Origin of the sequence: Thalassotalea nanhaiensis, assembly GCF_031583575.1 — a bacterium.
Classification (GTDB): Bacteria; Pseudomonadota; Gammaproteobacteria; order Enterobacterales; family Alteromonadaceae; genus Thalassotalea_A; species Thalassotalea_A nanhaiensis.
On the sequence record NZ_CP134146.1, the window covers coordinates 3663570 to 3689019 of the forward strand.

The window sequence follows — 25450 nt, forward strand, 5'->3', positions numbered from 1 at the left end:
TATTTTTTAATGGTTTGAATGATTTATAAGCTAATTATCCAATACCGGAAGACCTAAATCTTCCTTAACATTTTCAATCACTACATAAGTATGAGTTTGAGAAACTCCGGGTAGCTCTACAATCATACCAAGTACATCACGGTAATTGTTCATATCAACCACTCTAAGCTTTAATAAATAATCGAATCCACCTGCCACCATATGACACTCAGCAACCTCTTTAATATTTACAACTTCGTCGCGAAACTGATTGAACACATCCGCAGTGGTTCTATCTAACGTCACTTGAATAAAGGCCGACATACCAACATTTAATAATTGTGCATCAAGCACTGCGCCGTAGCGCTTAATAAAACCTTCGTTTTCTAAGCGCTTTACTCGATCTAGACAAGGGCTTGGACTAAGATTAACTTGCTTAGCAAGTTCAACATTAGAAATACGCCCTTGTCGTTGCAAAGTGTCTAATATCGTTAAATCTATACGGTCAAGTGTTCTACTTTTGTAACTCATTTAGTATTTTATAGTGCATTAATTTACAATTTCCAAATAATACACTGAATAAAAGCGAATTTCACCAACACATTCGGTGGTTATTTCATTAAAATTCAAAAATTATTTTGCGCTGAATACTTAGCTATTCAAAAACTAGAATTACATAATTTTAATTTGTTTATTGCCTCATGTTCTTAAACAAATCTGATTCATATATATAGGTAGATACTATGCTTTTTAACGGTACTTTAACGACAACCGACCCTATTCGTCAGCAAATACGCGATCACTATCGTGCAAACGAAAACGATGTATTAAATACTTTATTGCCGTTAGCTGAAATTGGCGCCAATGCACGCTCTCGTGCTTGGGAACGTGCTCGTCAACTAGTGGTACAAATTCGTAAAGATCAAACAGGTAAAGGTGGCGTTGATGCCTTGTTAAACGAATTTTCACTTTCTAGTGAAGAAGGTGTAGTACTAATGTGTCTTGCCGAAGCATTACTACGTGTTCCAGATAAAGCCACAGCTGATAGTTTAATTCGCGATAAATTAGCGGAAGGTGATTGGAGTTCACACATTGGTAATAGCGACTCTATATTTGTAAATGCTTCTTCTTGGGGCTTATTACTTACCGGCAAGTTAGTCACTTATTCTGATGAAAATAAAAAACAACAGTTTGGTTTATTGAAAAAAACTATTGGCCGTTTGGGCGAGCCGGTAATTCGTAAGGCAGTTCGTTATGCAATGAAAATTATGGGTACCCAATTTGTTATGGGTCGTAACATAAATTCAGCCGTAGAACGTGCGATAAAAACTGAAGCAAAAGGCTATACCTATTCATACGATATGCTGGGCGAAGGCGCTCGCACGATGAAAGATGCGGACCGTTATTTTGACAGTTACGTAAATGCTATTGAAGTAATTGGCAAAGCCGCACAAGGTAAAGGGCCACAAAAAAGCCCAGGAATATCAATTAAGCTATCTGCGATTCACCCTAGATATGAGTTTTCACATCGTGAACGTGTAATTGAAGAATTAGTTCCACGTTTAAAAGATTTAGCATTAAGAGCTAAAGCTTACAATATTGGCTTTACCGTTGATGCTGAAGAAGCTGATCGTTTAGATATTTCATTAGATATTATCGGCGCAGTATTTTTAGATAAGGATCTAGATGGTTGGAATGGTTTCGGTATTGCCTTACAAGCTTACCAAAAACGTGCTTTATACGTTGTTGAATGGGTACGTGAACAAACCTTAAAAGCCAATCGTCAAATGATGGTACGTCTGGTAAAAGGTGCCTATTGGGATGCAGAGATTAAAATCAGCCAAGTTGAAGGTTATGAAGACTTCCCGGTATTCTCACGTAAACCGGCAACGGATGTTTCCTACCATGCCTGTGCAAAACGGTTATTAAGCTACCGCGACAGTATTTACCCTCAGTTTGCGACCCACAATGCCTATACAGTTGCCACCATTATTGAAATGACTGACAACCATGAAGGATTTGAGTTCCAACGTTTACACGGTATGGGCGAATCTTTATATGACCAAGTCGTTACTGGCGAACGCATTTCTTGTCGTGTTTATGCGCCAGTAGGTGAACATGAAGACTTACTTGCTTATTTAGTACGTCGCTTACTTGAGAACGGTGCTAACAGCTCATTTGTAAACAACATTGTTGATGAAAATATACCGGTTGAATCATTACTGAGTGATCCGGTTGAAGTTGTACAAAGCTGGAAAGACGTTTATAACCCACAGATACCACAATCTATCGCCATGTATGGCGCTGAGCGTGACAATTCAAAAGGTATCGATTTAACCAATATTGATCAAGTTACGCCAATGCGTGCAAACTTGGATAATTGGTTCGCTAAAGCGGTATCAACTGAAAATGTAACAGGCGGAGAGCCGGTAATTAATCCAGCTAACCACAATGAAATTATTGGCTACATTAATCATGCAGATGAACAGGAAATGGAAAATATTCTCGCATCTGCTCAAAGCGCATTTAATACATGGTCAACTACCGATGTAAAAGTGCGTGCTGATATTTTATTAAAAACAGCCGATGCACTTGAAGCTAACCGCGACGAACTTATAGCGTTATGTATTAAAGAAGCAGGAAAAATACCTGTTGATGGCGTTGCCGAAGTTCGTGAAGCGGTAGACTTTTGCCGTTACTATGCCGCTCGAGCGCAAACGATGTTAACTGATTCAAACCTTCAATCTCGCGGTGTTGTGCTTTGTATCAGTCCTTGGAATTTCCCACTAGCAATATTCTTAGGTCAAGTTGCTGCCGCTATCGTAACCGGTAACACCGTGGTGGCAAAACCAGCAGAACAAACCAGCTTAATAGCATTAAGAACCATTGAGTTAATGACGGAATGTGGTTTGCCTGAAGGTGTCGTAATGCCAGTTATTGCACGCGGTAGCAAAGTTGGTGCTCACATAGTTCCAGATGAACGCGTTCAAGCTATCATGTTTACCGGCTCTACCGAAACAGGTACTTGGATTTCGCAAAAACTTGCTGAGCGTGATGGCGACCCTGTACCGTTAATCGCTGAAACCGGTGGCCAAAACTGTATGGTGGTTGACTCTACAGCGCTACCAGAGCAAGTGGTTGACGACGTTGTGGCTTCTGGTTTCCAATCTGCAGGGCAACGTTGTTCAGCATTGCGTGTTTTATTCTTGCAAGAAGATATTGCCGATAAAGTAATTAATATGATCAGCGGTGCAATGAAAGAGCTTCATGTTGGCGATCCTGCGTATTTTAGTACAGATGTTGGTCCGGTTATTGATGAAAAAGCATTTACTGCCTTAAACAACCATGTTGATTATTTGAAAGATAAAGCAACGCTGCATTATGAATGCAAAGCGCCAGATATGGGTGATGTTGGTAATTACTTTTTCGTTCCTCGCTTATATGAAATTAGCGATTTATCGGTATTAACCAAAGAAGTGTTTGGTCCATGTGTGCATGTGATCCGCTTTAAAGCCAGTGAAATAGATAACGTGATTGACCAAATTAACGGTACAGGCTTTGGTTTAACCATGGGTATTCACACTCGTATTGAAGAGAAAAGTGAATATCTGGCAAAACGCTCTCGTGCCGGTAACGTATATGTAAACCGTAATATGATTGGCGCCGTGGTTGGTGTACAACCATTCGGTGGTCGCGGCTTATCAGGTACCGGTCCTAAAGCTGGTGGCCCAATGTATTTAACGCGTTTGGTTAAAGAGCCACAACTTAGTGAAGATAATTTACTAAGCAATGATGAAAAACAAGCGATTGAAAACCAATTTGCAGAGCATGAAAGCAATGCCTGGAAAGTTGGATCTAAGCTGCAAAATGCCAAGAATGATGAACTTAAATGGCGTGATTCGCCGGTAAATGTTCGTGTATCGGTAGCACGTCAATTATTGGCGCAGATTGCTAATAATAAATTGTTTATCTCACAAGAAGCAGAGCTTGAACAAGTATTGGTAGCGGCACGCGAACAACTTACTCACATTGAAAAAGTGATCAGTGAACCAACGACTCTACCTGGCCCTACAGGTGAATCGAATAAACTCTATCTTGAATCGCGTGGCATATTAGCGTGTATTCGTGATCAAGATACTAGTTTTGAGTTTTGGTTGGTATCTGTTGTTTCTGCCCTTGCTGCTGGTAACAACGTTATCGCATTAGTAAGTGATGAGTACCTAAGCGAGGCACAAACCTGTGAGCAAGTATTAAGCAAAATCGGTTTAGTATCTGGAATTTTCCAAGTAATTTCATTAAACCATTTGCCAACTGTACTTGAGCATAGCCACTTAACCGGTGCAGTACTTGATAGTTCAAGCCGATTAAAACAAATTGTCGGGGAACGTCTTGCCGCTAGAAGTGGCGCAATATTGCCATTAATAACGGCACAAACTCATACTAAATTATTCCAACGCTTGGTAACTGAGAAAACAGTGACAATTGATACAACTGCCGCGGGTGGTAATGCATCATTGATGACAATGGAATTAGAAGACTAGATCTGATTCAACTAAGTAAACAAAATTTAAAGGCCGCATTATTTTTCAATAATGCGGCCTTTTTATAGCTAAGATACGAGAATGCTAGAATCGAGAAACGAAGAGCTTGAATGCCTCTTCCCATCTAGTACTTATAACATCACACTTCCTGAACTTTCTACCTAATCACTTCCTGAACTCATTTCAGGATCTCTATTTAAATTTAGAGCCTGAAAGAAATTCAGGAAATGCTATTTTTCAAATCAAGAAAAGTAATGTAAGCATCACGACCCCAAGTATTATTACTTGGTATGTCTGTAGACTGGATTTTCGTTTCTAGTTTTCTCGTTTCTCGCTCTTATTCTTCTAATAACTTAACAATCTCAGCTTCATATTCTGCTTTTTTATCGGTATAAAAACCAACATGAGCAGAAACAGGCTTACCTAACTTATTAATCATGTAACTGCTAGGCATACCTTTAAGTTTAAACTCTTTCGCTATGTTACCTTTAGGATCATAAATAACACTAAAGTCAGCCGGATTTTCTTCTAAAAACTCGATAGCCAGTGACTTTTCGACATCTACGTTTACCGTAATGACCTTAAACCCTTGTTCGGCATATTTATCTTCCATGGCATTCATCCATGGAAAAGATTTTCGACAAGGAATACACCACGAAGCCCAGAAATCCAAGTAAATAACTTTACCTTTATTCTCATCCAGTAATTGTTGCAGTTGAGCTTTACTGTCTGCGCCTGCATTATTAGCACTTGCGCTTGTAGAAAAACTTAACAGTAAAGTGCTTAGAATTAAAACTAACTGACCAACCTGCTTGATATACCGACTGAACATAACATTATTGCTCAGCATCTAAATTTACTGAATCTTCCGTATCTTGCTCAGGTATATCTTTAGTCTCTAAGCCATGCTCTGGATCACGTGCAATTTCGGCTTTCTCTTCTTTGATCCATTTATCAACACTTGCTTGGTTTTCGCAACGAGTTTGCGTTTGATCGTCACGGTAATAACGTAAATTTACACAGTCTTGTTCATAACGACGTTCTAATTCGGTACGTTTAATTGGATTACCTTTGGCATTTACAATTCTACGTTGCAGCTGAGCACAATCAGCTTGTTGCTCTGAGCTAAAGGTAATATCTTCACATGGATCATCCTGAAAAAATGAACACCCAGCTTGAGACAATAGTGTGGTCGTAATAAAGGCAATTGTTATTGGTTTCATGGAAAATTCTCTATGATAATTAGGAAAGACAACTTGAAACTAACATAGCATTTACACTTGGTTGGAGCAATTGAATAACCAGCAATTAATGACAATTAATGACAAATTCAATACAATTGCTAAGCTAAACTTATTAAGAAAATAAATTAAAAGAGAATTACCAATGCAAGTTGTCGATTACCATGCAGAAGATGCCGGTGAAAAGTTTGTTGCCTCACTTAGAGAGACAGGATTTGGCGTACTAGTAAATCACCCAATTAAAAAAGAATTAGTCGAGTCTATCTATAGCAACTGGCAACGATTCTTTTCATTTGGTGATAAAGAACAATATGCTTTTGACCCTGCCAAACAAGATGGTTTCTTTAGCACTGATATTTCAGAAACAGCAAAAGGCCATCAACAAAAAGACATTAAAGAATATTATCATGTGTATCCTTGGGGACGAATTCCAGAGGATTTAAAAACTGAAATATTACATTACTATAAATTAGCATCGAGTCTTGCTGGCGAATTGCTAGATTGGGTAGAAAAATATAGTCCACCAGAGGTTGCAAAGCTTTATTCAGAGCCGTTATCAAATATGATCATGGATACGCCTAATACTCTGTTAAGGGTATTACATTACCCTCCTCTGGCTGGCAATGAAGAGCTTGGTGCAATTAGAGCGGCAGCACACGAAGACATTAACTTATTAACAATTTTACCTGCGGCCAATGAACCTGGTTTACAAGTGCAATTACAGTCAGGTGAATGGCTGGATGTACCTTCAGATTTCGGTAATTTAATTATTAATATTGGTGACATGCTACAAGAAGCATCAGGTGGTTATTTTCCATCAACAAGTCACAGAGTAATTAACCCTGAGGGTACTGATGCGAGCAAGTCTAGAATTTCACTACCGTTATTTCTTCATCCAAGAAGTGAAGTAAAGCTGTCTGAGCGTCATACTCAACACAGTTATTTGATGGAACGTTTACGAGAGTTGGGTGTGATTTAAGCTATAAGCTTTACCGTTAAAAACAAAAAGGAGCCAAATGGCTCCTTTTCTATTTAAACTAAAACTCAGATTTTAGTTATTAGCTTTTTAGAGATACGAACTCTGGGTAAGCTTCAATACCACAATCTACTTTATCTACACCGTTGTATTCATCTTCGTCACTAACACGGATACCCATTGTTTTCTTCAATGCATACCAAACTACAAAGCTAGCTGCGAATACCCAAGCAAAGATAATGAAAGCACCGTAAAGTTGAGCACCAAATGTTGCATCACCGTTGCTAAATGGAACAACCATAAGAGCGAAGAAACCAACAACACCGTGAACAGAGATAGCACCTACTGGATCATCAATCTTCATTTTATCTAAAGAAGTAATTGAGAACACAACTAATACACCACCAAGAGCACCAATTAATGAAGCAAAGATTGGTGATGGAGACAGTGGGTCAGCAGTAATTGTAACAAGACCAGCTAATGCACCGTTTAAGATCATAGTTAAGTCAGCTTTACCCCAAATAGCTTTGTTAAGTAATAAAGCAGCAACAGCACCTGCGGCAGCAGCAGCGTTAGTATTTAAGAAAATTTGACCAACAGCAGTTGCATTTTCAGCATCAGAAAGAAGTAACTGAGAACCACCGTTAAAACCAAACCAACCCATCCATAAGATAAAAGTACCTAATGTAGCAAGCGGCATGTTTGAACCAGGAATTGGGTAAATTTCACCGTTTTTACCGTATTTACCTTTACGAGCGCCAAGTAATAAAACACCAGCTAAAGCAGCTGCAGCGCCGGCCATATGTACAATACCAGAACCTGCAAAATCAGAGAAACCAGCTTCAGATAAGAAACCACCACCCCAAGTCCAGTAACCTTCTACCGGGTAAATAAAGCCAGTTAATACGACTGTAAATACTAAGAAAGCCCAAAGCTTCATGCGCTCTGCAACCGCACCTGAAACAATAGACATTGCTGTTGCTACGAATACTACTTGGAAGAAGAAATCTGATTCTAAAGAATGATCAGCGCCTTCAGCTTGCGTACCAATTAAACCAGCAATACTTGGTAAAATTCCGCCTTCAGGGTTATCAACATACATGATGTTATAGCCCACTAATAAAAACATTACACACGCAATTGAATACAGTGTGATGTTCTTAGTTAAAATTTCAGTGGTATTTTTAGAGCGTACTAAACCCGCTTCTAACATGGCAAAACCTGCTGCCATCCACATAACTAATACACCTGACATTAAAAAGTAAAATGTATCTAAAGCAAATCTCAATTCAGAGACTGTTGATGTTACTGTTGCTAACTCTTCCATTACTCAATCCCCTATTAAAGTGCTGCTACATCAAGCTCACCAGTACGAATACGCACTGCTGACTCAAGGTCATATACGAAAATTTTACCGTCACCTATTTTACCGGTGTGGGCAGACTTGCTGATTGCATCAATAATGCGTTCAACATCGTCGGCTTTCACTGCTATTTCTAGTTTTACTTTTGGCAGGAAATCCACTTGATACTCAGCACCACGGTATAATTCAGTGTGACCTTTTTGACGGCCAAAACCGCGAACTTCTGAAACAGTTAAGCCTTCTACGCCAACTTCAGATATTGCTTCTCTAACGTCATCTAGTTTGAATGGTTTTATTATTGCGTTAATTATTTTCATTTCGCCCCCTATTTATAAGCTGACTAAAGGGTTACAAGTTATGTACCAACTTTATTAAACGTTAAAAAACAATGAGTTGCAGACAGCACCAGCCTAAGGCACCATAATGGTGCACCATAGTAGTGCTCAATAATCACTAGATAAGTGCATAACAGGTAAAAACTAGATGGTAAAATTCAGATAGTTTGAGATTTTCGTGCAGCATGAGATTTTTAAGTCTCTGATTTATCGAAATTAATTAGTGCTTACTTTATATAGGCATAAAGAAAGGTGAATATTTGGGTGTTTTTTACCAATATTCCAATGAAGTTTTTACTAGTTTCACAACCTGTGTTTTGACATAAAAAAGGACTACCTTACAGTAATCCCATTAGAACCTATTCGTCTCTTAAGTGCCATTCAGAGACGGTCGCAAAGCCTTATAAAAAGTCGGAAAATTCGGCAAGATACGAGCCGTCCTTTTTAATTAACATGTAAGTTTCAAATATAATTAATAAGAACAAACTCTATTTCTAGGTTTCTTTGGATTTGCTGAGGACTGAATTTTACGAATAATTGCATCTGTGTCGTATTCCGAAAAATTATTGAGCTCTTCGATAAAAAAGAAAGTACGCAGCCCAGTTAATTCATTTTTGTATTTTATGTATATTTTGAATTCACTTACTTCTTTTTCCGTAGTTTCAAAACTTACAATATCAATTTCATCGGAATAACTACTAGGACAACTACTTAAGTTTGTTTTAAAGAAAGGGTTCTCTACCTTACCCTGTATTAACGTAGCACTAACAAATATACCTACATTTTCTATTTCGATAGGGAAAGCGATATCGATAAAACTAGAAATATTTTTTCTTGTATCGAATCTATCAATCGTTACAAAAAAATCTAAATTAGCGGCAGAATCTGGAGTAAGTTTTATTACATTAGTCTCTATTTTACCAGCGAATGTTTGGGCACTACATAAAATCAAAATAGATAATAAAATACGAAACATAGATACTGTTTTCCTGACTAGCTAATAGTTTTATCAAGTGAAGTTATGTTTAATCAACGACCGTTAATCGCTCGCAGCGGCCTGTGAGCTTTTGATTACATTACGTTAAATCGGTGAGTGGTGCAAACGTGCCATTCTTGAATTTGTTAAGTACCATTTTCTGTGTAGATTATATAGAACGCACCTTGCTCATTTATCATTTTTTGCCAATCCTCATGACCTTCAGATTGCTTACTGTAATCGCTTAGAGTTATTTCACTGTACTCTTCGATATTAACATTGTTCCAATCTTGACTCTCAAGCAATTGGGTAATATGAGTAGCTGAGAGTTCAATATTGGCTTTATCTATAATGGCTAAGAAAGGATACACCTTTTCTATTTCATATAATCCATCATGACCTGAATAAGTAACAAGTCCTTTAACTGTGAAACCTATTTTGGAGTTGTCAGCGTATTCTTCCAATTCACTTATTTTATTTTTGATTTTTTCAATGATTTTTGCGAACACTCAAGGCTTCCTGCTATGTATAAAGATTGTGTGGAGAAGTTTTAATACCACTGTCTGCTGTTCGCTCTAAGCAGACCTTAACCTTTTCAGTCACTTAAGGTCAAGGAAGTAGCTAATACTTGAGGTCATCATTATTATCAGTGCGATTATATAGCTTACAAAGCCTTTAAGGTAACAAATGCAAAAAACTGAAGTTGTCGTATTTAAAAATACATTTCATTAACTACATGCAATTGATAATATCCATACAATAAAAATAATAAATATTAAAAAGGGATTTATTTTGTGTGAAGTAACTCATTCTCCAACTAAAGGGATAGGTTGGTTATTGCTGGCTAATTGCCTGGAAAGGTTAGCATATTATGGCTTTAGAGCTATTTTAGTTCTTTTTCTAATAGACCAAGGCTCTGGAGGTGTGGGTTGGCCTACAGATAAAACACTTGAATTTTATGGTGAATTCACTGCTTATACATATTTAGCCGTGATAGTAGGAGGATTGTGCGCTGATTTTCTTGTTGGTGCTTACCTTTCCACATTGCTTGGTGCAGCACTAATGGCTTTAGGGTATATCGGTTTGACCTTTATCGATAGTCAATCTATCTACTATGCTACAAGTCTTATCGCTATCGGCACTGGATTGTTTAAACCAAATATACCTGCAATGATTGCCCATCAATTGCAAAATTTTCCAGAAAAATTAAACAGTGTTTTTACGGGACAATATTTGCTTATTAACATTGGTGCTTTGCTAGCCCCCATAATTGTCGGAGCTACGGCAGAACATGTTGGCTGGTCAACAGGGTTCGCTTTATCTGCTGCTGTAGTTTCAGCAGCTTTCTTAATTATACTTAGCCAGAGCAAACATTTATCAAAACAAAGTAAACAATCAAATATTAAAACAAAAGAGCAAGGAGGAAATTTATTTGCTGGCATTGGTGTGGTAGTAGTCACATTTGTCCTCTCGGCGTTATTTTGGGCTTACTATGAAGTTGGTGCTTCCTTGCTTTATGGCTCTTTTTCAGAGGTAATGAATGACATTGGTTTAATATTCAGCATTACTAGTGTTTTAGTTACTTGTATCACCTGCTTCTTTTTGTGGTGGTTCTTTAAAATCAGATCTTGGTATATGGTCGCTTTAAGCTTTTCCATTTATTCAATCGGTTGGTTCTTTCTTAATTATAGTATTTCAAATGAATGGAATATAAGACAAATAATTATTCTAGTCATGGTGTTGCACGCTATTGCAGAAGTTATTTGTTCAGTTATATTCATGTCGATTATTGCTAAAAAAGGTTTTAAACCGCTAATTAGTACAAGTTTTGCTATTCACTTGTATGCCTCTGCATTAGCGAACTTCGCTGGTAGCCACTTCACTGATGGTAATAAAAGTCTGGAGGCGCTTGGATGGGTATGTTTGACTGTCGGTATACTTTTGATGTTGGTTCAATACTCATATAACAAATTCTCTGGGAAAAAGCCTATCTTAGCTACGTAATAAAAAAGCCCTAACAGGCATGAACCTGCTAGGTGAGTAATAGCTTTTATGTATTTAAAATGCCTGTCCCTGTAGTAAAAGCCTTTATGGTTTTTCCATAATCTTGACGTAATGCTTTGAAAAGATTAAGGTCTGCTTAGAGCGATCAGCAGACAGTGGTATTAAAACTTCTCCACACAATCTTTATACATAGCAGGAAGCCTTGAGTGTTCGCAAAAATCATTGAAAAAATCAAAAATAAAATAAGTGAATTGGAAGAATACGCTGACAACTCCAAAATAGGTTTCACAGTTAAAGGACTTGTTACTTATTCAGGTCATGATGGATTATATGAAATAGAAAAGGTGTATCCTTTCTTAGCCATTATAGATAAAGCCAATATTGAACTCTCAGCTACTCATATTACCCAATTGCTTGAGAGCCAAGATTGGAACAATGTTAATATCGAAGAGTACAGTGAAATAACTCTAAGCGATTACAGTAAGCAATCTGAAGGTCATGAGGATTGGCAAAAAATGATAAATGAGCAAGGTGCGTTCTATATAATCTACACGGAAAATGGTGCTTAACAAATTCAAGAATGGCACGTTTGCACCACTCAACGATTTAACGTAATGTAATCAAAAGCTCACAGGCCGCTGCGGAGCGATTAGCCGACAGTGGAGCAAGGCACTTTCAAGTGAGAAATACTAAGATACCGATAGATTTGATAAAACGTGATGGTCCATTTGCTGAGTTTAAACAAGATGCTGCTTTGGTGACTGTTGAACTTTTATCTGGTATTGAATTCTCAGGGGTGCTTTTATTATATCCGAATACGATAATCGCGGTTGAAGACTATAGTGAGTTGCCTTTTAATCCAGAACACGTTATTCGCATCCATCAGTCGTCTGCGGATTTAATAAATCGTTCCTCTTCAGACTGGGTGTTTTGGAATGATTAATGAATGTTACTAACGACAGAAAAGAGCGAACAGCGGACGAATAGGAGGAAGTAAATAATGATTGAGTTTATTATTGTGGCATTGGTGCTAACCTATCTCGTTTGGTCAATTTATCAGGAAGATACACTCCCTAAAATTTACCGACTACGCAACTGTATGGGGAAACGTTGGAAAGCCGAATTCCCAGGACACTCTACAAGTAACATTCGTTCATTTTTAATATTTTTTGTAGATGCTTTTGCATTCGATAAGAAAGACAAATTGCAGTTTGAACCAAGTGATAAATTGCTAACTATTTATCGAGAGCTATACCCGAAAAAATGGCAAGCGGACGCTTTAGAGTTTGAAACTTTAGCAGAAGATTTACATAAACATCATGGTATTGACTTTAATAGTCTGTGGCATGATGATTTAACTTTAGGTGAGTTGTATCAAGCTTTTAATAAAGCTCACCGACAGGTTTGAGCGATTAAGAGACCGTCAGGATGACAATGCGAACCGAATTATCTCAACTTAAATCAGAGCTATTAAAGCTCAATATTAATCCTGATTTGATAGGTGTAGATGAATTACCTTTAATTGAAGGCTTTTGTATTTACGACGTCAGGTCTCATTTAGAAGTTTTTTATTCTGAACGAGGTTCGAAAGTCGATTGCCAAGAGTTCAGCGACATACTAAAAGCAATTGAATTCTTTAAAGATAAGGTGTTATCTGAGCCATCTTTCAGGTTAAGGTAATTGACGTCGCCAAAGAGCGATAACCAGCCTGTAGCAAACGCAAGGTAAACATTTAATTCTATATCATGAAACACTCCCGATTTGACACTAAGGAAATTACCAAACCTATGCCTCGCACTCAATCCGTTGGCTTTGGTGTGTGTTTTCTTTTTATATTTATGTTTGTAGCTTACAAAGCTTTCTTTGATACAGCTTCAGACTCTGGATTGTTTACGATTTTGCTTGTCATTCTAGGGTTACCTTTAGGGTTAATAGGTTGGAAGCTATTATTTGCAACAACACGCGAAAGAAATTTCGGATATTTCTCACCTTTAACTTTGTACGTTCTAGGTATTTTAACGCTTATATCTGGTTTAGCATTGGCTTATCAAGGTGCTAAAGGTTCGGGTTTTGCCGTAGGTGGAGGTCTAACGCTAATAGCTTTAGGGAAAAGAAGAAGCGTTCAGCGAAAAAAGCAAAAGTTGTGGTTTAAATAACATTTGCGACTGTCGGCGAATGGCACCAAGCGGTCATAGGCCACATGTTCCAAAATGGAACATGTCACTCAATTGTCCAACAGCTTGTTGGACAATTACCATCTTGAGATCACAGGTTTTGATCTCAAGTTTAATTATATCGAATTCGTCATAATTAAATTTGTGCAACAGCTTGTTGCACAATTTAGTGTTCGCTATTTCGTCTTACCCTATTTTCGTGGACACACTACAATTGTTGTAGAGATACAACAGCCATTTAAGTCGATTTATACCTTGATAAAAATCATTTTGGAGCCGATTTATACCTTGATAAAAATCATTTTCGAGTCGATTTCTACCTTGATAAAAATCAATGTAGTTTTTCACTCCTTCAAACTCTAATTATCTCAACGGCAGTTAAACGGCGTTTTAGAATTAATTTATAATTTAATATTTGCCGCTAGAACCTCGTCAATACTCTTGGGAATATCTTCCATTTGTGTAAGCATTTTCATTTTAGATAAGTCACCTAACTCTGTATACAGCATTAAGAACTGCCTCAAAGATATTTCACCTGTAGATTCAAACTTACGAATGGTGCTATTAGGAACACCAGATTTTTGTGACAAAGATTTAATACTTATTTTTTTGTTCTTTCGTACTTTACGTACAAATTGACTTAACTCAATCTGCAGATCATACGGCGTATATAGAGAAAGCATGCACCCCCCATTTTTTGTTGAATTGCTACTATTATAGCAATTTTTATCATTTATTGGTGCATATTGCTACTATTGTAGCAATATGCAGATGCCTATGTGGGGAATTTTATATGAGGCTATTTTTACTAGCCAACTTTAGCTTTAAACACATCTCTGGCAGTGCCTACAGCTCAAAATATACCTATGATAATGATGAATGAACTCTTTGGTACGGAGAAACTGAGTTTTTGGAAAAGCTTGGTTCACTGAAGCAGTTAGGCTTTTCCAAACGTGGAATTATGCAATGTCCGTTGTTTCATTCATCGCATTAAACTCTTCAATAACAGCGTTAAGTTCCACCATCGTTGGTCTGCCGTAATAGGAGGTATCAATATGGAAAGTGTTTTCAATCCAGATTGGGATTTGAGTAGAATTGTGGCCATGAATGGAAAAGTCGACACCACGATTTACGAGGCATTTTTGCTTATAGAATAACTCTCTATCCCACAGTAAAGCTGCAACAATGGCTGATTTATCAACAGGCAAATTATCCCAATTCCATTTCATTGGCAAAGTATGTGATACTCCAATTTTCATACTTTGATACTCTGCAATAATCGATAACGGTTGCTTGAGTAGCCACTGGCAGTGTGATTTCAACTGTTCATGAGGAACTGAACTATGCCAAGTTCCGCCATTCTTAGTCCAGAGTGATTTTGCAGTTTCATCGTGACTGAGGATGGATTCAATCATTAAGTGTTCATGGTTTCCGAGTACAACAAAAGCATTTAATTCTCGCATTAGCTCTAAAATCATGAGGCTATCATCACCACGATCAATCATATCACCTAAACAAATCAGCTTATCTGCTTTTGGGTCAAAACCAACACGATTCATCGCCTCTTTAAGCCTCCTATAGTTACCATCTAAATCGCCAACAACAAACACTCGTTGGTTATCATCCAAACGAACATGCTGGATACTAGAAGAGTTAAGGATGGCGGTGGTGGCGATTTTCACTATGTACCTGGCAAATAACTGTATATTGTCCCTCTATTATAATGCTTCCGCCCCTTTCCGTTAACTTATTTTCTTATTTGGCCTACAGAGAACAATCACCTTAATTAGGCGTTGGATTCTGAGCCCGTAATTAATCTGATTAACCATGAAAATTAATAACTTAAATCTAATAATCCGGTTCAATCACAAATAAAATTGCTGTTGTAGATGGATCATTTCAAAATACAGATTCAATGTTCAAGTCAACTGCGGAAGTTGAATTTAATTAGAATTAACTTCCGCAAAAAGAGCCATATAAATTTGATTAGAGAGACTAAGTTCCCTTATAACTCAAGACAGGACTTAAACGTCGAGTAACTTTGACTAGCTTCTTCTGCAACGACATTACCTTTTCAATATTTTTATAGCTTGTAGGAGCTTCTTCAGTCAACAAGCGTAGCTTCTCCTGTTGATAATAAATACCAGAAAGTTGTTTGCTTAAATTATTACTAGTAATTGTTTTCCTAGCCAATTGCCTGCTCATACATCGACCAGCACCATGAGAACTAGAAAAAAGAGAATCAGCATTTCCTTTTCCTACGACATGGAAGCTGTCACTTCCCATGCTTCCTGGGATGATAGCTGCTTCACCTTTCGTTACTGAGCATGCTCCTTTACGGTGAATTAGCAGGTCCTGTTTGTTTACTGTGATCAAATCAAGATGGTTATGATCACAATGAATCATCTTACTTTCATCTACCGAGATTGAAAATAAGTCATGGAACAGAGCTGTACATCGCTCCAAAATTTTCAGTCTGTTTGCATTAGCATATTCTCGAGCCCAACAAAGATCATTGAAGTAAGCCAGTCCTTGTTCACTTTCAATATCCAAGTACTTAAGGCTAGCCGATTTTCCAGATGAATGATGTAAATGATAGTCTCGAATAGCAGGCCCCATACCGCGAGATCCTGTATGTATCATTAACCATAGTTGTTCTGTATCAACACATCGTTGCAGCTCCAGAAAATGATTACCGCGACCTAGCGTACCCAACTGATAACACCCATCTCGTAAGGCTATATGTTGCAGCCTTTCATTAGATAATTTTCTGTCTAATTCAAAGGGTATGCCTTGAGCCTGTTTCACTATAGGAACCAAGTGAGTTAAGTTTTTGAAAATCACTTCGGCCTGCTGGCTTTGAATAAAGTCCGCATCAACTCCTAATGGCACTGATAACATGCCACACCCTATATCACCGCCAATTGCAGCCGGATATATCAATTTTTCTGTTGCTAATACACAACCCACACATACGTCGTTGGCTAAATGAGCGTCAGCCATTAAACGTACATGTTTAACGTCTTTTGCATGTAATAAACGTTGTGTTTGCTGCTGTAATTCTGGCGTTAATCTTTCGCTCATCCAATGTCGATAACTTGCTTTTGATTTATTCATAATCAGCCTCCGCTACTAATCCAAAGTGCAGCGCTGGTACTGACTTTCTGTTTATACCATATCCAACAATAAACCTTATTTCATTTTGGTGAACTCTCAGCCACTCCAATGCTTGCTCACATTCTGAAAATGATGAATGTGTTGTAGGTGCTATAGTTAAGAGTAGAGTTGATTTCCCCTTTTTCTGTTTAACACTTACGATATCCCAGCCATCTAAACCAAGTTCAGTTATGGCTAAACGGACAAGTTTTTGAACTTGACGGCACAACCGTCGATTGTCATGAACAACAGAGTTTTCTTTGTTTTTTTCATGACGAGGTGAAACGCCGTCGCCTTCGCATAGCGAATCGCAACATTCCAATATTTTATTTGATGTATTCATCGATCTCTCCACACCAGAAATCGCTAATACCCAGTCAATAAAGGTAGGTCAGCAATTATCTGATGTTGATAAAAAAGCTTTTAAAGAGCCCTTGATCGAGAGTTGTAACTTTTAGAAGTAACTAATACTCAACAACCAAGTGGCGAATTTTCTGTGTCGATGTTTTTGCAATGGAATACATATCTGCCCCCTACGGAATTATTGAATGAAAACAGTGCAATGATAATTCTTAGACGTTTTCTGTCAATTAAGAACTATTAGTTTAGCTCTGTGTTTTTATTGGTTTTCTTTATACGTTTAATGGCTTCTTTTTGAAGCTCACCATTTAAGCTATTTCGGTTATAGTCTGACATTCGCTCTATCAGTGATTCATCAGCAAACTTTTTCCAATTATCTCTTGATTGGCCCGACAAGCTCATCTCTATCGATTCGATATCCAGGTAACCAATTCTTAAAATATTATGGCTTTTTCTACGATAGTCTCGATTTACTACAGCCTTTCTATATCGAATTGATTTTCTAGAACTCTTACTGTTTTCGCCATAACAGTTCTTAGTCTGGTTCATGTAATCTCGAATCTTTTTTTCCTGTGGTGATAGTCGTTTCAACATATATTTACCTATGAAATCAAAGTGAACTTCTCACCTTTAAATGTTCTTACTGGATTACCACGTTCAACTTCCCAGTGTTGCTGCCAACGAGTTTTTTCTTGCTGTGTCATTTGCTCAAGCTTTGTTGCTTCCAACTTTTGGAATAACAATGCTCTTGCCAGACGTTTATTAGCATGTTGGCTTCGTTCACTTTCCACTCGAACAGAAATTCCCGTAACCGTATGAGTGGCCCTCACCGCAGAATCTGTAGTGTTTACGTGCTGACCACCAGCGCCAGATGCTCTGCATGTTTGAAAGGTCACCCCTTTATCTAACTGGGTATCATTGACTTCATACATTTGACCACTGAAGAACCAATTTTTACGCTTATGTTTAGGCCTATATTGACTTTGGCATACCCACAACATAGCTCCTTGCCATGACTCGGCTAACAACTTAGCTTCAGTGTTTTTGGCTGAATCAAGTTGCAATAATGCAGACTTAAAGCAGCCTCGTTCTTTCATTTCAATTGCTTCCACAATATCGAGCTTTATTCCCTTTTCTCGACATAGCTTTTCAATCGTTTTTAACGCTAAACCAACAGCTTTACTGCATTCAACAGGTCCTTGGCCCGCTGACAATTGAAGTAATATCATGATGAACAATCTCCATTTGTTTTAAAGGTTAAAACAGGGCGTAACTTCGCTACAACCTCAATCAATCCGGCATCAACCATATCGCTAATAACGGTTTCACATTTTTTGTACGCTTGCGGTGCTTCGTCATACAAAAGCTCTTTATTGCCACAAACCACACGACTTCCTAGTGCTGTTCGATATAAGTCTTCACGCTTATATTTGTGACCTAGACGGCCATGGCACTCACCACGTTTCCATTTTCTCCCTGCGCCATGAGCTAAAGAAAACAGACTCTTATTAAGATTTTCAGCAGTTGCTTCGTTACCACTAATTGGCTTCACTAGATAACTATAATCACCACGTGAACCAGGAATAACCACATAGCCTTTATCACTTGGTGTTGCGCCCTTTCTGTGTAACCAACCATCACTGCCATCAATATTTTTGGCCGAAACCAAGTTGTGGTTAATGTCTAATGCACAGTTACCGTTGGCTCTAATCGCTTCCAAAAATCGTCTGGCAATCAGCTCTCTATTTAACTCAGCCCAACGAACGGCTTCATCATGCTTAGCCATGTAATCCTGAAAGTCTTCATCATTAAAACCTAAACCATCATGATTGTGCTTAGTAATATGCTCAACCAAAATTGATTGCCCTAAACCTCTTGATCCCGAATGCACAAGAAGCTGTAAGTGCTTTTTATTAAGCCCTAACTCATCAAGTGCCTTCTGATCATAAACTTCGTTAATGGCCTGAAATTCAGCAAAATGATTGCCTCCACCAATGGTGCCTAAAGCACGGTCATAGTTATCAGTAGTTATGCACTTTTCAGATTTTCGGTTTTCAATAATTGAAGACCAACTTTCATCTAATGGCAGCTCTACATGCTCAAACTTCTTTGCCAGTTTCTCTAAATTAACTTTCGATACTTTTGCTGAGGTTTGCCAAAGTGACATACCACAACCAATATCATTGCCCACTAGTGCAGGGTAAATTTTGTTTAATGTAAAAAATGCTGCACCGATCGGATAACCTCTCCCAGGGTGCAAATCAGGCATACCCGCAACGCGATGCATACCACTTAGTTCTGATGTTTTAATCAGTTGCTGTATCGCTAGCCCTTCAATCCACGTATCAGCGGACGCAATTAGGCTAACGTTTTCAGTAATTTTTTGGACGGATTTGCCCATAGTACCAATTCCTTTCTCTTTATTAGAAAATTAGGATTTAAAACGTAATACGTATTGGCAGGTCTGGATTTCTATCGAAATGAACCGAACGAAACTTTATTAAACAACTTGGTTTAAGATGCTTAGGCTTTCTTGATTTAACGAGACGTGGCTAAGCTACGAGGTTTCTATCGGATAAGACCTGCAAAGGATGTTGATGTAATTGTCATAATATTTTCTCCTTCACAGTTAGTTGATGAATTCACCTACACGAAATGAGGTGGTGAATAATTGAACAAGCGCATATTAATCAAATGATAAACACAAAGCAATAAGTAATTGATAAAATTTTATACATCTGCGTTAATAGTATCTATGAAATGGACTAAATTAAAACATCTTGTAGAACAAAGGATTGCCCCCTCTATTCGCTCTAGGTTTGCTATAAACAGCGCTGCATATGGTGCCTGCTCGTGTGGTCATGCTTGGATCACACTTGATAAAAAAGTGGTCGCTAATTTTTGCACTAGAGCATTTTGGAACATCCCTCGTAAATTTGATGACTCTACCAAAAAGTGGGTATCAAAAGATCAAGAGTTGACCAATGGTATTTCTTCTAATAACGATAATGATTTAACTAATTATGGTGAACTAAGCCGACAAGACGCTTATCAAGCATGTTGGGAGTTTGTGCATGATTTAAGTATTGAAGAAGCATTGAGCTCAGAAGATCCTTTAGTTCAATCACTGGCAGTAATTGATTCAAGAGTTGGCAAAAGAACATTAAAAACGATTGATGTTGATACGTTACATCCTCTAGCTGGTAAGCTTTTCACGGAAAGGTGTAGAGCTGAACATTTAAAACCTAAATTGAATAATTATAAGTAGAAATAATGAGTGAATTAAATACTCTTGTTGCGACAAGGTGTTACCCGCTAACCAAATGGAATTTTAGATGTGAGTAACCAGAACGTACTTTCCTACTACCGAGACTGCTACAAAGAAGATAGTGCTGATCTCAACTTATGGAACCTTAACAAGCTCAAAAAAGACGATTGCCTAGTTTTAGAGGGGCAAGATGATTTGGGTTCTGGCTTTCTTCCTCGTCTTCCCATTCCATCAGAATTTGCAGAGCAAATGATGAAACGAGTTGAAGTATACCAACGTGAAAAAGTGTTACTTTATGCGAGCTTTATATTAGTCGGGAAATTGGAAGTTAAAGGAGAGGTGAAACAGGTTGTCACTCCCATATTATTTAATGAGGCTGTAATAGAAAAAGATAACAGCAGCTACTACTTTTCTGTCAATGACCCTACTCCAGAAATAAATGAGTCATTAACTCAACTACTAATGCCAGAGAGTGATGGTACACCCGATTTTGAAAAAACGACCAACATTCAGTCAGCGTCGCTTTGGACCTCATGGCTTAAAGATAGTCCGTTGGAGTTGAACTTACTCGAGTTACTGAACTTTCCAAACCTCGTTAATTCCGGTGAAATTAAAAAAGCATTAAGAAGAAAAACTCCAACACTGCTACCTGCTTCAATGTTAGTTTTTGTCGAGAGGTCAACGAGCAGTCGTGGTGTGCTTCATGAGCTAGAAGAGATTATTGAATCAAATAAATTATCTCAGCCATTATCTGATCTACTATCGCCCTTAGAAGAACCTTCAGATGCTAGGCATGCTCGCAAGCCTCTAAAATATGATTACTTACCTGGTTTACTGTCTACGCCACAAAAGAAAATCATTTCAATAGCGGCTAACGCTAACCTAGGTTGTGCTTCTGGTCCTCCTGGGACAGGTAAAAGCTATACCATAGCCGCTATTGCAGCAGAGCATATGGCGCGAGGTGAATCTGTACTCATAGTTGCCAATAATGATGCAGCTCTAGATGTGATAGCAGACAAGCTCGATGAAAATTTTGGGTTAAGTGATGTTTCTATAAGGGCCGGACAGAAAGAGTTTCTGAAAAGATTGAAAGGTTATATTGCGGATCTGTTGGCCGGATATTTTTCTGATGAATTAAAAAAAGAACCAAAGGTATGTGAATCAGAGTTAAAAAGACTCAATAGCTCATTAAAGAAAATGGAAAAACGCTTTGTTAAATTCTGTCATAAGGCCATCGTTAGAGGGCAAAGATTAAAGGGGCTAGAGCAGAAAGATTCTCAATGGATGAAGCGTATATACTTAGCTTTGGTTCGAAATGGCATTCGGCAATTAGCCAAACAATGGGCCTCTTTGAATGAAATTAATTTTAAACACATTGAGAGAGAAGAACTCGCTGGTGGTTATTTAAGCGCATTAAAAAATAGAAACTTAAAAGCTTTAGTTGAAACAGAACGGAAATCGCTACAAGCCTTTAATAAAGCAATACGTAGTCGTACATCGAAAAGGCAATTCGAACTTTTTGATGATATCGAGTATTCGGCACTTCTTTCAGCTTTTCCCGTTTGGTTGGTTAGCCTTAACACACTGTACCGCGTGTTACCTTTAAAAGCTGAAATGTTTGATTTGGTCATCATTGATGAAGCAACCCAGTGTAATATCAGTAGCTGCTTGCCAGCACTTTACCGTGCTAAAAGAGCGATGGTTGTTGGTGATACCAAACAGTTAAGACATTATTCGTTCTTGGCTAAGAGCAAAGAAGCTCAGCTAGTATCTAAAAATAACCTGACACCAAGTACTGATGGTGTAGTGAGTTATCGCGACAATTCAATTTTAGATTTGACATTAAATGCACTAAATAGTCATCAACAGTTGGCCTTTTTGGATGAGCATTTTAGAAGTAAACCTGAGTTGATTCATTTTAGTAATGAATGCTTTTATCAAAGCAAGCTTAAAGTTATGCAACACAGGCCCTGTACAAGCAGTGGTCATCTGCATTTACAACGATTAGAAGGGGTAAGAGATAAGTCAGGTGTTAACCACCTTGAAGCAACCCACGTAATCGAATCTATTAAAAATCAAATTCACGAAGATACCCAATCGGGCATTAATCATAGTATCGGGGTCATATCTCCTTTTAGGCATCAAGCAGAACACATTGCTAAAGAGATTGAAGCTAGTTTTAGTGAAGCTGAAATTATTAGGCACAAAATTCGTGCAGCTACTCCATTTGGTTTCCAAGGTGAAGAGAGAGACATTATGCTTATCTCCTTTTCCGTAGACAATGACTCGAAACGAGCGGCAGTTTACCTTAATAAAGCTGATGTGTTTAACGTCACCATAACCAGAGCACGACAAAAGCAGATACTGTTTTTGTCAATTGATGAAACTCAATTGCCAGAACATAACTTGCTTAGGCGATATTTGAGTTCTATTAGTGAATTTGAAGCAACTCATTCGATAACTTCTGAACTTGATGAGTTTCAACAAAACGTAATTAGCGAGTTAGATAAATTAGAAATCGAAACATGGCCTGGTTACACGATAGCAGGAACTGAAGTAGATATTCTATGTCGATATAATAGCCACTATCTAGCGATTGACCTTATTGGATTTCCAGGTCCTTGGGCCGACTTCTTTGAATTGAACACCTATAAATTATTTAAAAGAGCTGGCGTTGAAGTGCTGCCGATAAGCTATGGCTTATGGGTAGTAGATAGAGAAGCTTGTTTACAAAAAATAGTCAAAAAACTAGGTTCAACATGGAATCAATTATCAGTAAGGAACGGATCATGAAGTTTGTAATTATAATTGCTTTCATGCTTTCCATGCCTGCTATGGCTGAAAATAGCATCTGTTACGGAACAACCTCAAAGGGGCGTTTAGAAAATGGAACAAAACTACCAAGCTCAGGTGATAACTTTGTTACATACAGTAATATTGCTCGGTTGGCAGGAAGAACATACGTCCATTCTCAAGTTAAAGATATCATAGTAAATTCATATAAATCTTTAGAAACGGAGCAGCCCGATAAAGTATTTAAGTATGCTGAAACAGGTTTCGAAGAAGGCGGCCAATTCAAACCACATAAGACACATCGTAATGGCCTATCAGTAGACTTTATGACGCCAGTATTGGACGAGTCAGGCAAGTCAGCACATTTACCAACTCACCCACTAAACAAGTTTGGCTACAACATTGAGTTCGACAGCAAGGGGCAGTATGAAGAATACTCAATCGACTATGTTGCTTTAGCTGCTCATATTGTTGCATTACATAAAAAAGCTTTGGCTCAAGGTGTCGATTTATGGCGGGTTATATTTGATCCTGAACTACAACCCGAACTATTCAAAACGCCATATGGCTCATATCTTAAAAAGCATATTCAGTTTTCTAAAAAACGCTCATGGGTAAGACATGATGAACACTATCATGTGGATTTTGATATTCCATGCAAGGGATTAAACTAGTGAAAAAGGTAGTAGTCCTTGGTGGCTATGGAAATTTTGGTAAAAGAATCGTTGAAAACCTCGCAGGTATTGAAGGCATAACCATACTCATTGCTGGCCGAAATTTAAGTAAGGCATCAGCATTAGTGGAAAGCCTACAGGGTACTTCATCTGCGAGCTTAGAGCCATTAGTGATAGATATCTTGGCTGATGATTTTAAAGAACAATTAACTACCCTTTCACCATACCTTGTTATTCATACCAGTGGCCCGTTTCAAGGACAAGACTATCGTGTGCCAAAAGCCTGTATTGAATGTGGCGCTCATTATATTGATTTGGCAGATGATAGAAAGTTTGTTTGTGACATTACGGAACTTGACACTCAAGCTAAAGAGCAGGCCGTACTAATTGTCAGCGGTGCCAGCTCAGTACCTGGTTTATCATCGGCGGTTGTCGAGCACTATCAAAATCAGTTTAGCACCATTGAATCCATAAATTTGGCTATTGCACCTGGCAATAAGGCTGAGCGTGGTTTGGCAACTGTTGAGGCTATTTTGTCTTACACAGGGCACCCTCTGAATGTCTTCAAAGATGGTCGTTGGCAAGATGTTTATGGTTGGATGGATCCCAAAATAAATGACTTTGGTGGTTTTGTCGGTAAACGTCATTTGGCCAATGTAGATGTGCCAGATTTAGAGATATTTCCCAGTCGTTATGGTGTAACGCAACAAGTTAGCTTTCAAGCCGGATTAGAGCTTCCAGTATTGCACTTAACTATGGTTGGCATGGCCTACCTATCAAAAATTGGCCTCGTAAAAAACTGGGCACCATTATCAAAAATCATTGTGGGCACCAGTAATGTGTTTCTTCCTTTTGGTAGCGACAAAGGAGCGATGGAAGTACTGGTTTCTGGTAAAGATAGCAATGGTAATGCGAAACAAGTGAAGTGGACTTTGTATGCCCCTAAAGGGAATGGCCCTTATATTCCAACGCTTTCAACCATTATTTTAGCAAGAAAGCTTCTGAGCAGTGAAAGTCAAAACTCAAATAAAGATACAGGCGCTAAACCATGTGTAGGTTTGTTTGAGTTGAGTGACTTCAGTGCTTATTTTGATGCGTTAGATATTTACTTTGAAGAGAAGATTGAGGAAGTATGATGGAGCACTATTTAACCCTTAAATTAATCCATATTCTAGCCGCTGTAGTCGTTACAGGTACTGGTGCGGGTATTGCTTTTTTTATGTTCATGGCAAATCGCTCTAACAATCCTCAAGCGATTTATATTACTGCTCGGCACGTTATTTTAGGCGACTGGATTTTTACAACGCCTGCGGTAATTACCCAGATAACAACGGGAGTCTTTCTTATGAATATGCAGGGATATTCGTTTTCTGCTCCTTGGTTTTATTGGGTTGTCGGGTTATTTAGCTTTATTGGTATCTGTTGGTTACCTGTTCTTCGTATTCAATACAAACTACGTGAGCTAGCCAGAACATCAGTAGATTCAAACCAAGTGTCACCTGAATTTAAATCGCTGATGAAAACATGGACTCTGCTAGGAATTCCTGCTTTTACTGCCATCTTAGGCATATTCTGGTTAATGGTTTTCAAACCATTTCCAGTGGCTTAAA

General features: G+C 38.1%; 27 protein-coding genes. 13 read left to right on the top strand and 14 right to left on the bottom strand.

Translation table 11 applies throughout. From position 1 onward, the window contains the following. Positions 1–30: 30 nt before the first annotated feature. A complete protein-coding gene (locus RI845_RS15900; RefSeq protein ID WP_348387152.1) occupies positions 31–510 on the bottom strand; it encodes a winged helix-turn-helix transcriptional regulator in 480 nt (159 codons plus the stop codon). A 212-nt stretch (positions 511–722) separates the two neighbouring features. Here RI845_RS15900 and putA point away from each other — a divergent pair, with 212 nt between their 5' ends. Continuing rightward, entirely contained in the window at positions 723–4520 is a 3798-nt protein-coding gene (gene putA, locus RI845_RS15905) for a bifunctional proline dehydrogenase/L-glutamate gamma-semialdehyde dehydrogenase PutA (protein WP_348387153.1), read from the top strand. 337 nt (positions 4521–4857) lie between these two features. On the opposite strand, the gene RI845_RS15910 is transcribed toward putA, so the two are convergent. After that, a complete protein-coding gene (locus RI845_RS15910) occupies positions 4858–5370 on the bottom strand; it encodes a TlpA disulfide reductase family protein (RefSeq protein ID WP_348387154.1) in 513 nt (170 codons plus the stop codon). Continuing rightward, on the bottom strand, positions 5357–5743 hold the full coding sequence (locus RI845_RS15915) for a hypothetical protein (protein ID WP_348387155.1): 387 nt from the start codon (positions 5741–5743) through the stop codon (positions 5357–5359). Before RI845_RS15915 ends, RI845_RS15910 begins: the two co-directional genes overlap by 14 nt. Positions 5744–5906: 163 nt before the next feature. On the opposite strand from RI845_RS15915, the gene RI845_RS15920 reads away from it, so the two are divergent. Continuing rightward, positions 5907–6740, top strand: a complete 834-nt coding sequence (locus RI845_RS15920) for a 2OG-Fe(II) oxygenase family protein (protein WP_348387156.1) — start codon at positions 5907–5909, stop codon at positions 6738–6740. Between the two features lie 79 nt (positions 6741–6819). On the opposite strand, the gene RI845_RS15925 is transcribed toward RI845_RS15920, so the two are convergent. The 4 genes from RI845_RS15925 to RI845_RS15940 form a co-directional block, all read right to left on the bottom strand. Beyond that, the gene (locus RI845_RS15925; RefSeq protein ID WP_348387157.1) at positions 6820–8064 is read right to left on the bottom strand and encodes an ammonium transporter; all 1245 of its coding nucleotides are present in this window, start codon (positions 8062–8064) and stop codon (positions 6820–6822) included. A gap of 14 nt (positions 8065–8078) precedes the next feature. Further along, on the bottom strand, positions 8079–8417 hold the full coding sequence (locus RI845_RS15930; RefSeq protein WP_348387158.1) for a P-II family nitrogen regulator: 339 nt from the start codon (positions 8415–8417) through the stop codon (positions 8079–8081). A gap of 490 nt (positions 8418–8907) precedes the next feature. Further along, complete coding sequence (locus RI845_RS15935) at positions 8908–9411, bottom strand: hypothetical protein (protein WP_348387159.1); 504 nt, start codon at positions 9409–9411, stop codon at positions 8908–8910. Between the two features lie 146 nt (positions 9412–9557). Beyond that, the gene (locus tag RI845_RS15940; RefSeq protein ID WP_348387160.1) at positions 9558–9920 is read right to left on the bottom strand and encodes a hypothetical protein; all 363 of its coding nucleotides are present in this window, start codon (positions 9918–9920) and stop codon (positions 9558–9560) included. Between the two features lie 283 nt (positions 9921–10203). Between RI845_RS15940 and RI845_RS15945 the strand changes: the two genes are divergently transcribed. From RI845_RS15945 to RI845_RS15970, 6 genes are all read left to right on the top strand, one after another. Then, complete coding sequence (locus RI845_RS15945) at positions 10204–11415, top strand: POT-type proton-dependent oligopeptide transporter (RefSeq protein ID WP_348387161.1); 1212 nt, start codon at positions 10204–10206, stop codon at positions 11413–11415. A 206-nt stretch (positions 11416–11621) separates the two neighbouring features. Next, complete coding sequence (locus RI845_RS15950; RefSeq protein ID WP_348387162.1) at positions 11622–11984, top strand: hypothetical protein; 363 nt, start codon at positions 11622–11624, stop codon at positions 11982–11984. A gap of 110 nt (positions 11985–12094) precedes the next feature. Further along, entirely contained in the window at positions 12095–12358 is a 264-nt protein-coding gene (locus RI845_RS15955; protein ID WP_348387163.1) for a hypothetical protein, read from the top strand. 57 nt (positions 12359–12415) lie between these two features. Continuing rightward, a complete protein-coding gene (locus RI845_RS15960; RefSeq protein WP_348387164.1) occupies positions 12416–12823 on the top strand; it encodes a hypothetical protein in 408 nt (135 codons plus the stop codon). A gap of 26 nt (positions 12824–12849) precedes the next feature. Beyond that, the gene (locus tag RI845_RS15965) at positions 12850–13095 is read left to right on the top strand and encodes a hypothetical protein (protein WP_348387165.1); all 246 of its coding nucleotides are present in this window, start codon (positions 12850–12852) and stop codon (positions 13093–13095) included. A gap of 107 nt (positions 13096–13202) precedes the next feature. Then, positions 13203–13571, top strand: coding sequence for a hypothetical protein (locus RI845_RS15970; protein WP_348387166.1), 369 nt, complete (start codon positions 13203–13205; stop codon positions 13569–13571). 419 nt (positions 13572–13990) lie between these two features. Here the strand turns inward: RI845_RS15970 and RI845_RS15975 are convergent, their stop codons facing one another. The 7 genes from RI845_RS15975 to RI845_RS16005 form a co-directional block, all read right to left on the bottom strand. Continuing rightward, complete coding sequence (locus RI845_RS15975) at positions 13991–14272, bottom strand: helix-turn-helix transcriptional regulator (RefSeq protein WP_348387167.1); 282 nt, start codon at positions 14270–14272, stop codon at positions 13991–13993. Between the two features lie 276 nt (positions 14273–14548). Further along, positions 14549–15217: a metallophosphoesterase gene (locus RI845_RS15980; protein WP_348387168.1), complete on the bottom strand. Its 669-nt coding sequence runs from the start codon at positions 15215–15217 to the stop codon at positions 14549–14551. 367 nt (positions 15218–15584) lie between these two features. Next, a complete protein-coding gene (locus RI845_RS15985) occupies positions 15585–16706 on the bottom strand; it encodes an RtcB family protein (protein WP_348387169.1) in 1122 nt (373 codons plus the stop codon). Then, positions 16699–17088, bottom strand: coding sequence for a hypothetical protein (locus RI845_RS15990; protein WP_348387170.1), 390 nt, complete (start codon positions 17086–17088; stop codon positions 16699–16701). Before RI845_RS15990 ends, RI845_RS15985 begins: the two co-directional genes overlap by 8 nt. A 257-nt stretch (positions 17089–17345) precedes the next feature. Beyond that, complete coding sequence (locus RI845_RS15995) at positions 17346–17699, bottom strand: hypothetical protein (protein ID WP_348387171.1); 354 nt, start codon at positions 17697–17699, stop codon at positions 17346–17348. An 8-nt stretch (positions 17700–17707) separates the two neighbouring features. Beyond that, positions 17708–18334 (bottom strand): peptide chain release factor H, encoded by a 627-nt coding sequence (gene prfH, locus RI845_RS16000; RefSeq protein WP_348387172.1) that lies wholly within the window; start codon positions 18332–18334, stop codon positions 17708–17710. Continuing rightward, entirely contained in the window at positions 18331–19506 is a 1176-nt protein-coding gene (locus tag RI845_RS16005) for an RNA ligase RtcB family protein (protein ID WP_348387173.1), read from the bottom strand. Before RI845_RS16005 ends, prfH begins: the two co-directional genes overlap by 4 nt. A 354-nt stretch (positions 19507–19860) precedes the next feature. Between RI845_RS16005 and RI845_RS16010 the strand changes: the two genes are divergently transcribed. The 5 genes from RI845_RS16010 to RI845_RS16030 all read left to right on the top strand — a co-directional run bounded on the left by RI845_RS16010 (position 19861) and on the right by RI845_RS16030 (position 25449). Continuing rightward, on the top strand, positions 19861–20373 hold the full coding sequence (locus RI845_RS16010) for an SF0329 family protein (protein ID WP_348387174.1): 513 nt from the start codon (positions 19861–19863) through the stop codon (positions 20371–20373). 69 nt (positions 20374–20442) lie between these two features. Further along, the gene (locus RI845_RS16015) at positions 20443–23166 is read left to right on the top strand and encodes a DEAD/DEAH box helicase (protein WP_348387175.1); all 2724 of its coding nucleotides are present in this window, start codon (positions 20443–20445) and stop codon (positions 23164–23166) included. Next, the gene (locus RI845_RS16020) at positions 23163–23840 is read left to right on the top strand and encodes a penicillin-insensitive murein endopeptidase (protein ID WP_348387176.1); all 678 of its coding nucleotides are present in this window, start codon (positions 23163–23165) and stop codon (positions 23838–23840) included. The genes RI845_RS16015 and RI845_RS16020 overlap by 4 nt, the downstream gene beginning before the upstream one ends. Next, entirely contained in the window at positions 23840–24976 is a 1137-nt protein-coding gene (locus RI845_RS16025; RefSeq protein ID WP_348387177.1) for a saccharopine dehydrogenase family protein, read from the top strand. The genes RI845_RS16020 and RI845_RS16025 overlap by 1 nt, the downstream gene beginning before the upstream one ends. After that, complete coding sequence (locus RI845_RS16030) at positions 24973–25449, top strand: DUF2269 family protein (protein WP_348387178.1); 477 nt, start codon at positions 24973–24975, stop codon at positions 25447–25449. Before RI845_RS16025 ends, RI845_RS16030 begins: the two co-directional genes overlap by 4 nt. The last annotated feature ends 1 nt before the right edge of the window (position 25450 follow it).

Bases quoted from the DNA above. Each gene is read 5' to 3' on its own strand.
- RI845_RS15900 (WP_348387152.1), bottom strand. From the start codon at position 510: ATGAGTTACAAAAGTAGAACACTTGACCGTATAGATTTAACGATATTA.
- putA (WP_348387153.1), top strand. From the start codon at position 723: ATGCTTTTTAACGGTACTTTAACGACAACCGACCCTATTCGTCAGCAA.
- RI845_RS15910 (WP_348387154.1), bottom strand. From the start codon at position 5,370: ATGCTGAGCAATAATGTTATGTTCAGTCGGTATATCAAGCAGGTTGGT.
- RI845_RS15915 (WP_348387155.1), bottom strand. From the start codon at position 5,743: ATGAAACCAATAACAATTGCCTTTATTACGACCACACTATTGTCTCAA.
- RI845_RS15920 (WP_348387156.1), top strand. From the start codon at position 5,907: ATGCAAGTTGTCGATTACCATGCAGAAGATGCCGGTGAAAAGTTTGTT.
- RI845_RS15925 (WP_348387157.1), bottom strand. From the start codon at position 8,064: ATGGAAGAGTTAGCAACAGTAACATCAACAGTCTCTGAATTGAGATTT.
- RI845_RS15930 (WP_348387158.1), bottom strand. From the start codon at position 8,417: ATGAAAATAATTAACGCAATAATAAAACCATTCAAACTAGATGACGTT.
- RI845_RS15935 (WP_348387159.1), bottom strand. From the start codon at position 9,411: ATGTTTCGTATTTTATTATCTATTTTGATTTTATGTAGTGCCCAAACA.
- RI845_RS15960 (WP_348387164.1), top strand. From the start codon at position 12,416: ATGATTGAGTTTATTATTGTGGCATTGGTGCTAACCTATCTCGTTTGG.
- RI845_RS15965 (WP_348387165.1), top strand. From the start codon at position 12,850: ATGCGAACCGAATTATCTCAACTTAAATCAGAGCTATTAAAGCTCAAT.
- RI845_RS15970 (WP_348387166.1), top strand. From the start codon at position 13,203: ATGCCTCGCACTCAATCCGTTGGCTTTGGTGTGTGTTTTCTTTTTATA.
- RI845_RS15975 (WP_348387167.1), bottom strand. From the start codon at position 14,272: ATGCTTTCTCTATATACGCCGTATGATCTGCAGATTGAGTTAAGTCAA.
- RI845_RS15985 (WP_348387169.1), bottom strand. From the start codon at position 16,706: ATGAATAAATCAAAAGCAAGTTATCGACATTGGATGAGCGAAAGATTA.
- RI845_RS15990 (WP_348387170.1), bottom strand. From the start codon at position 17,088: ATGAATACATCAAATAAAATATTGGAATGTTGCGATTCGCTATGCGAA.
- RI845_RS15995 (WP_348387171.1), bottom strand. From the start codon at position 17,699: ATGTTGAAACGACTATCACCACAGGAAAAAAAGATTCGAGATTACATG.
- prfH (WP_348387172.1), bottom strand. From the start codon at position 18,334: ATGATATTACTTCAATTGTCAGCGGGCCAAGGACCTGTTGAATGCAGT.
- RI845_RS16005 (WP_348387173.1), bottom strand. From the start codon at position 19,506: ATGGGCAAATCCGTCCAAAAAATTACTGAAAACGTTAGCCTAATTGCG.
- RI845_RS16010 (WP_348387174.1), top strand. From the start codon at position 19,861: ATGAAATGGACTAAATTAAAACATCTTGTAGAACAAAGGATTGCCCCC.
- RI845_RS16020 (WP_348387176.1), top strand. From the start codon at position 23,163: ATGAAGTTTGTAATTATAATTGCTTTCATGCTTTCCATGCCTGCTATG.
- RI845_RS16030 (WP_348387178.1), top strand. From the start codon at position 24,973: ATGATGGAGCACTATTTAACCCTTAAATTAATCCATATTCTAGCCGCT.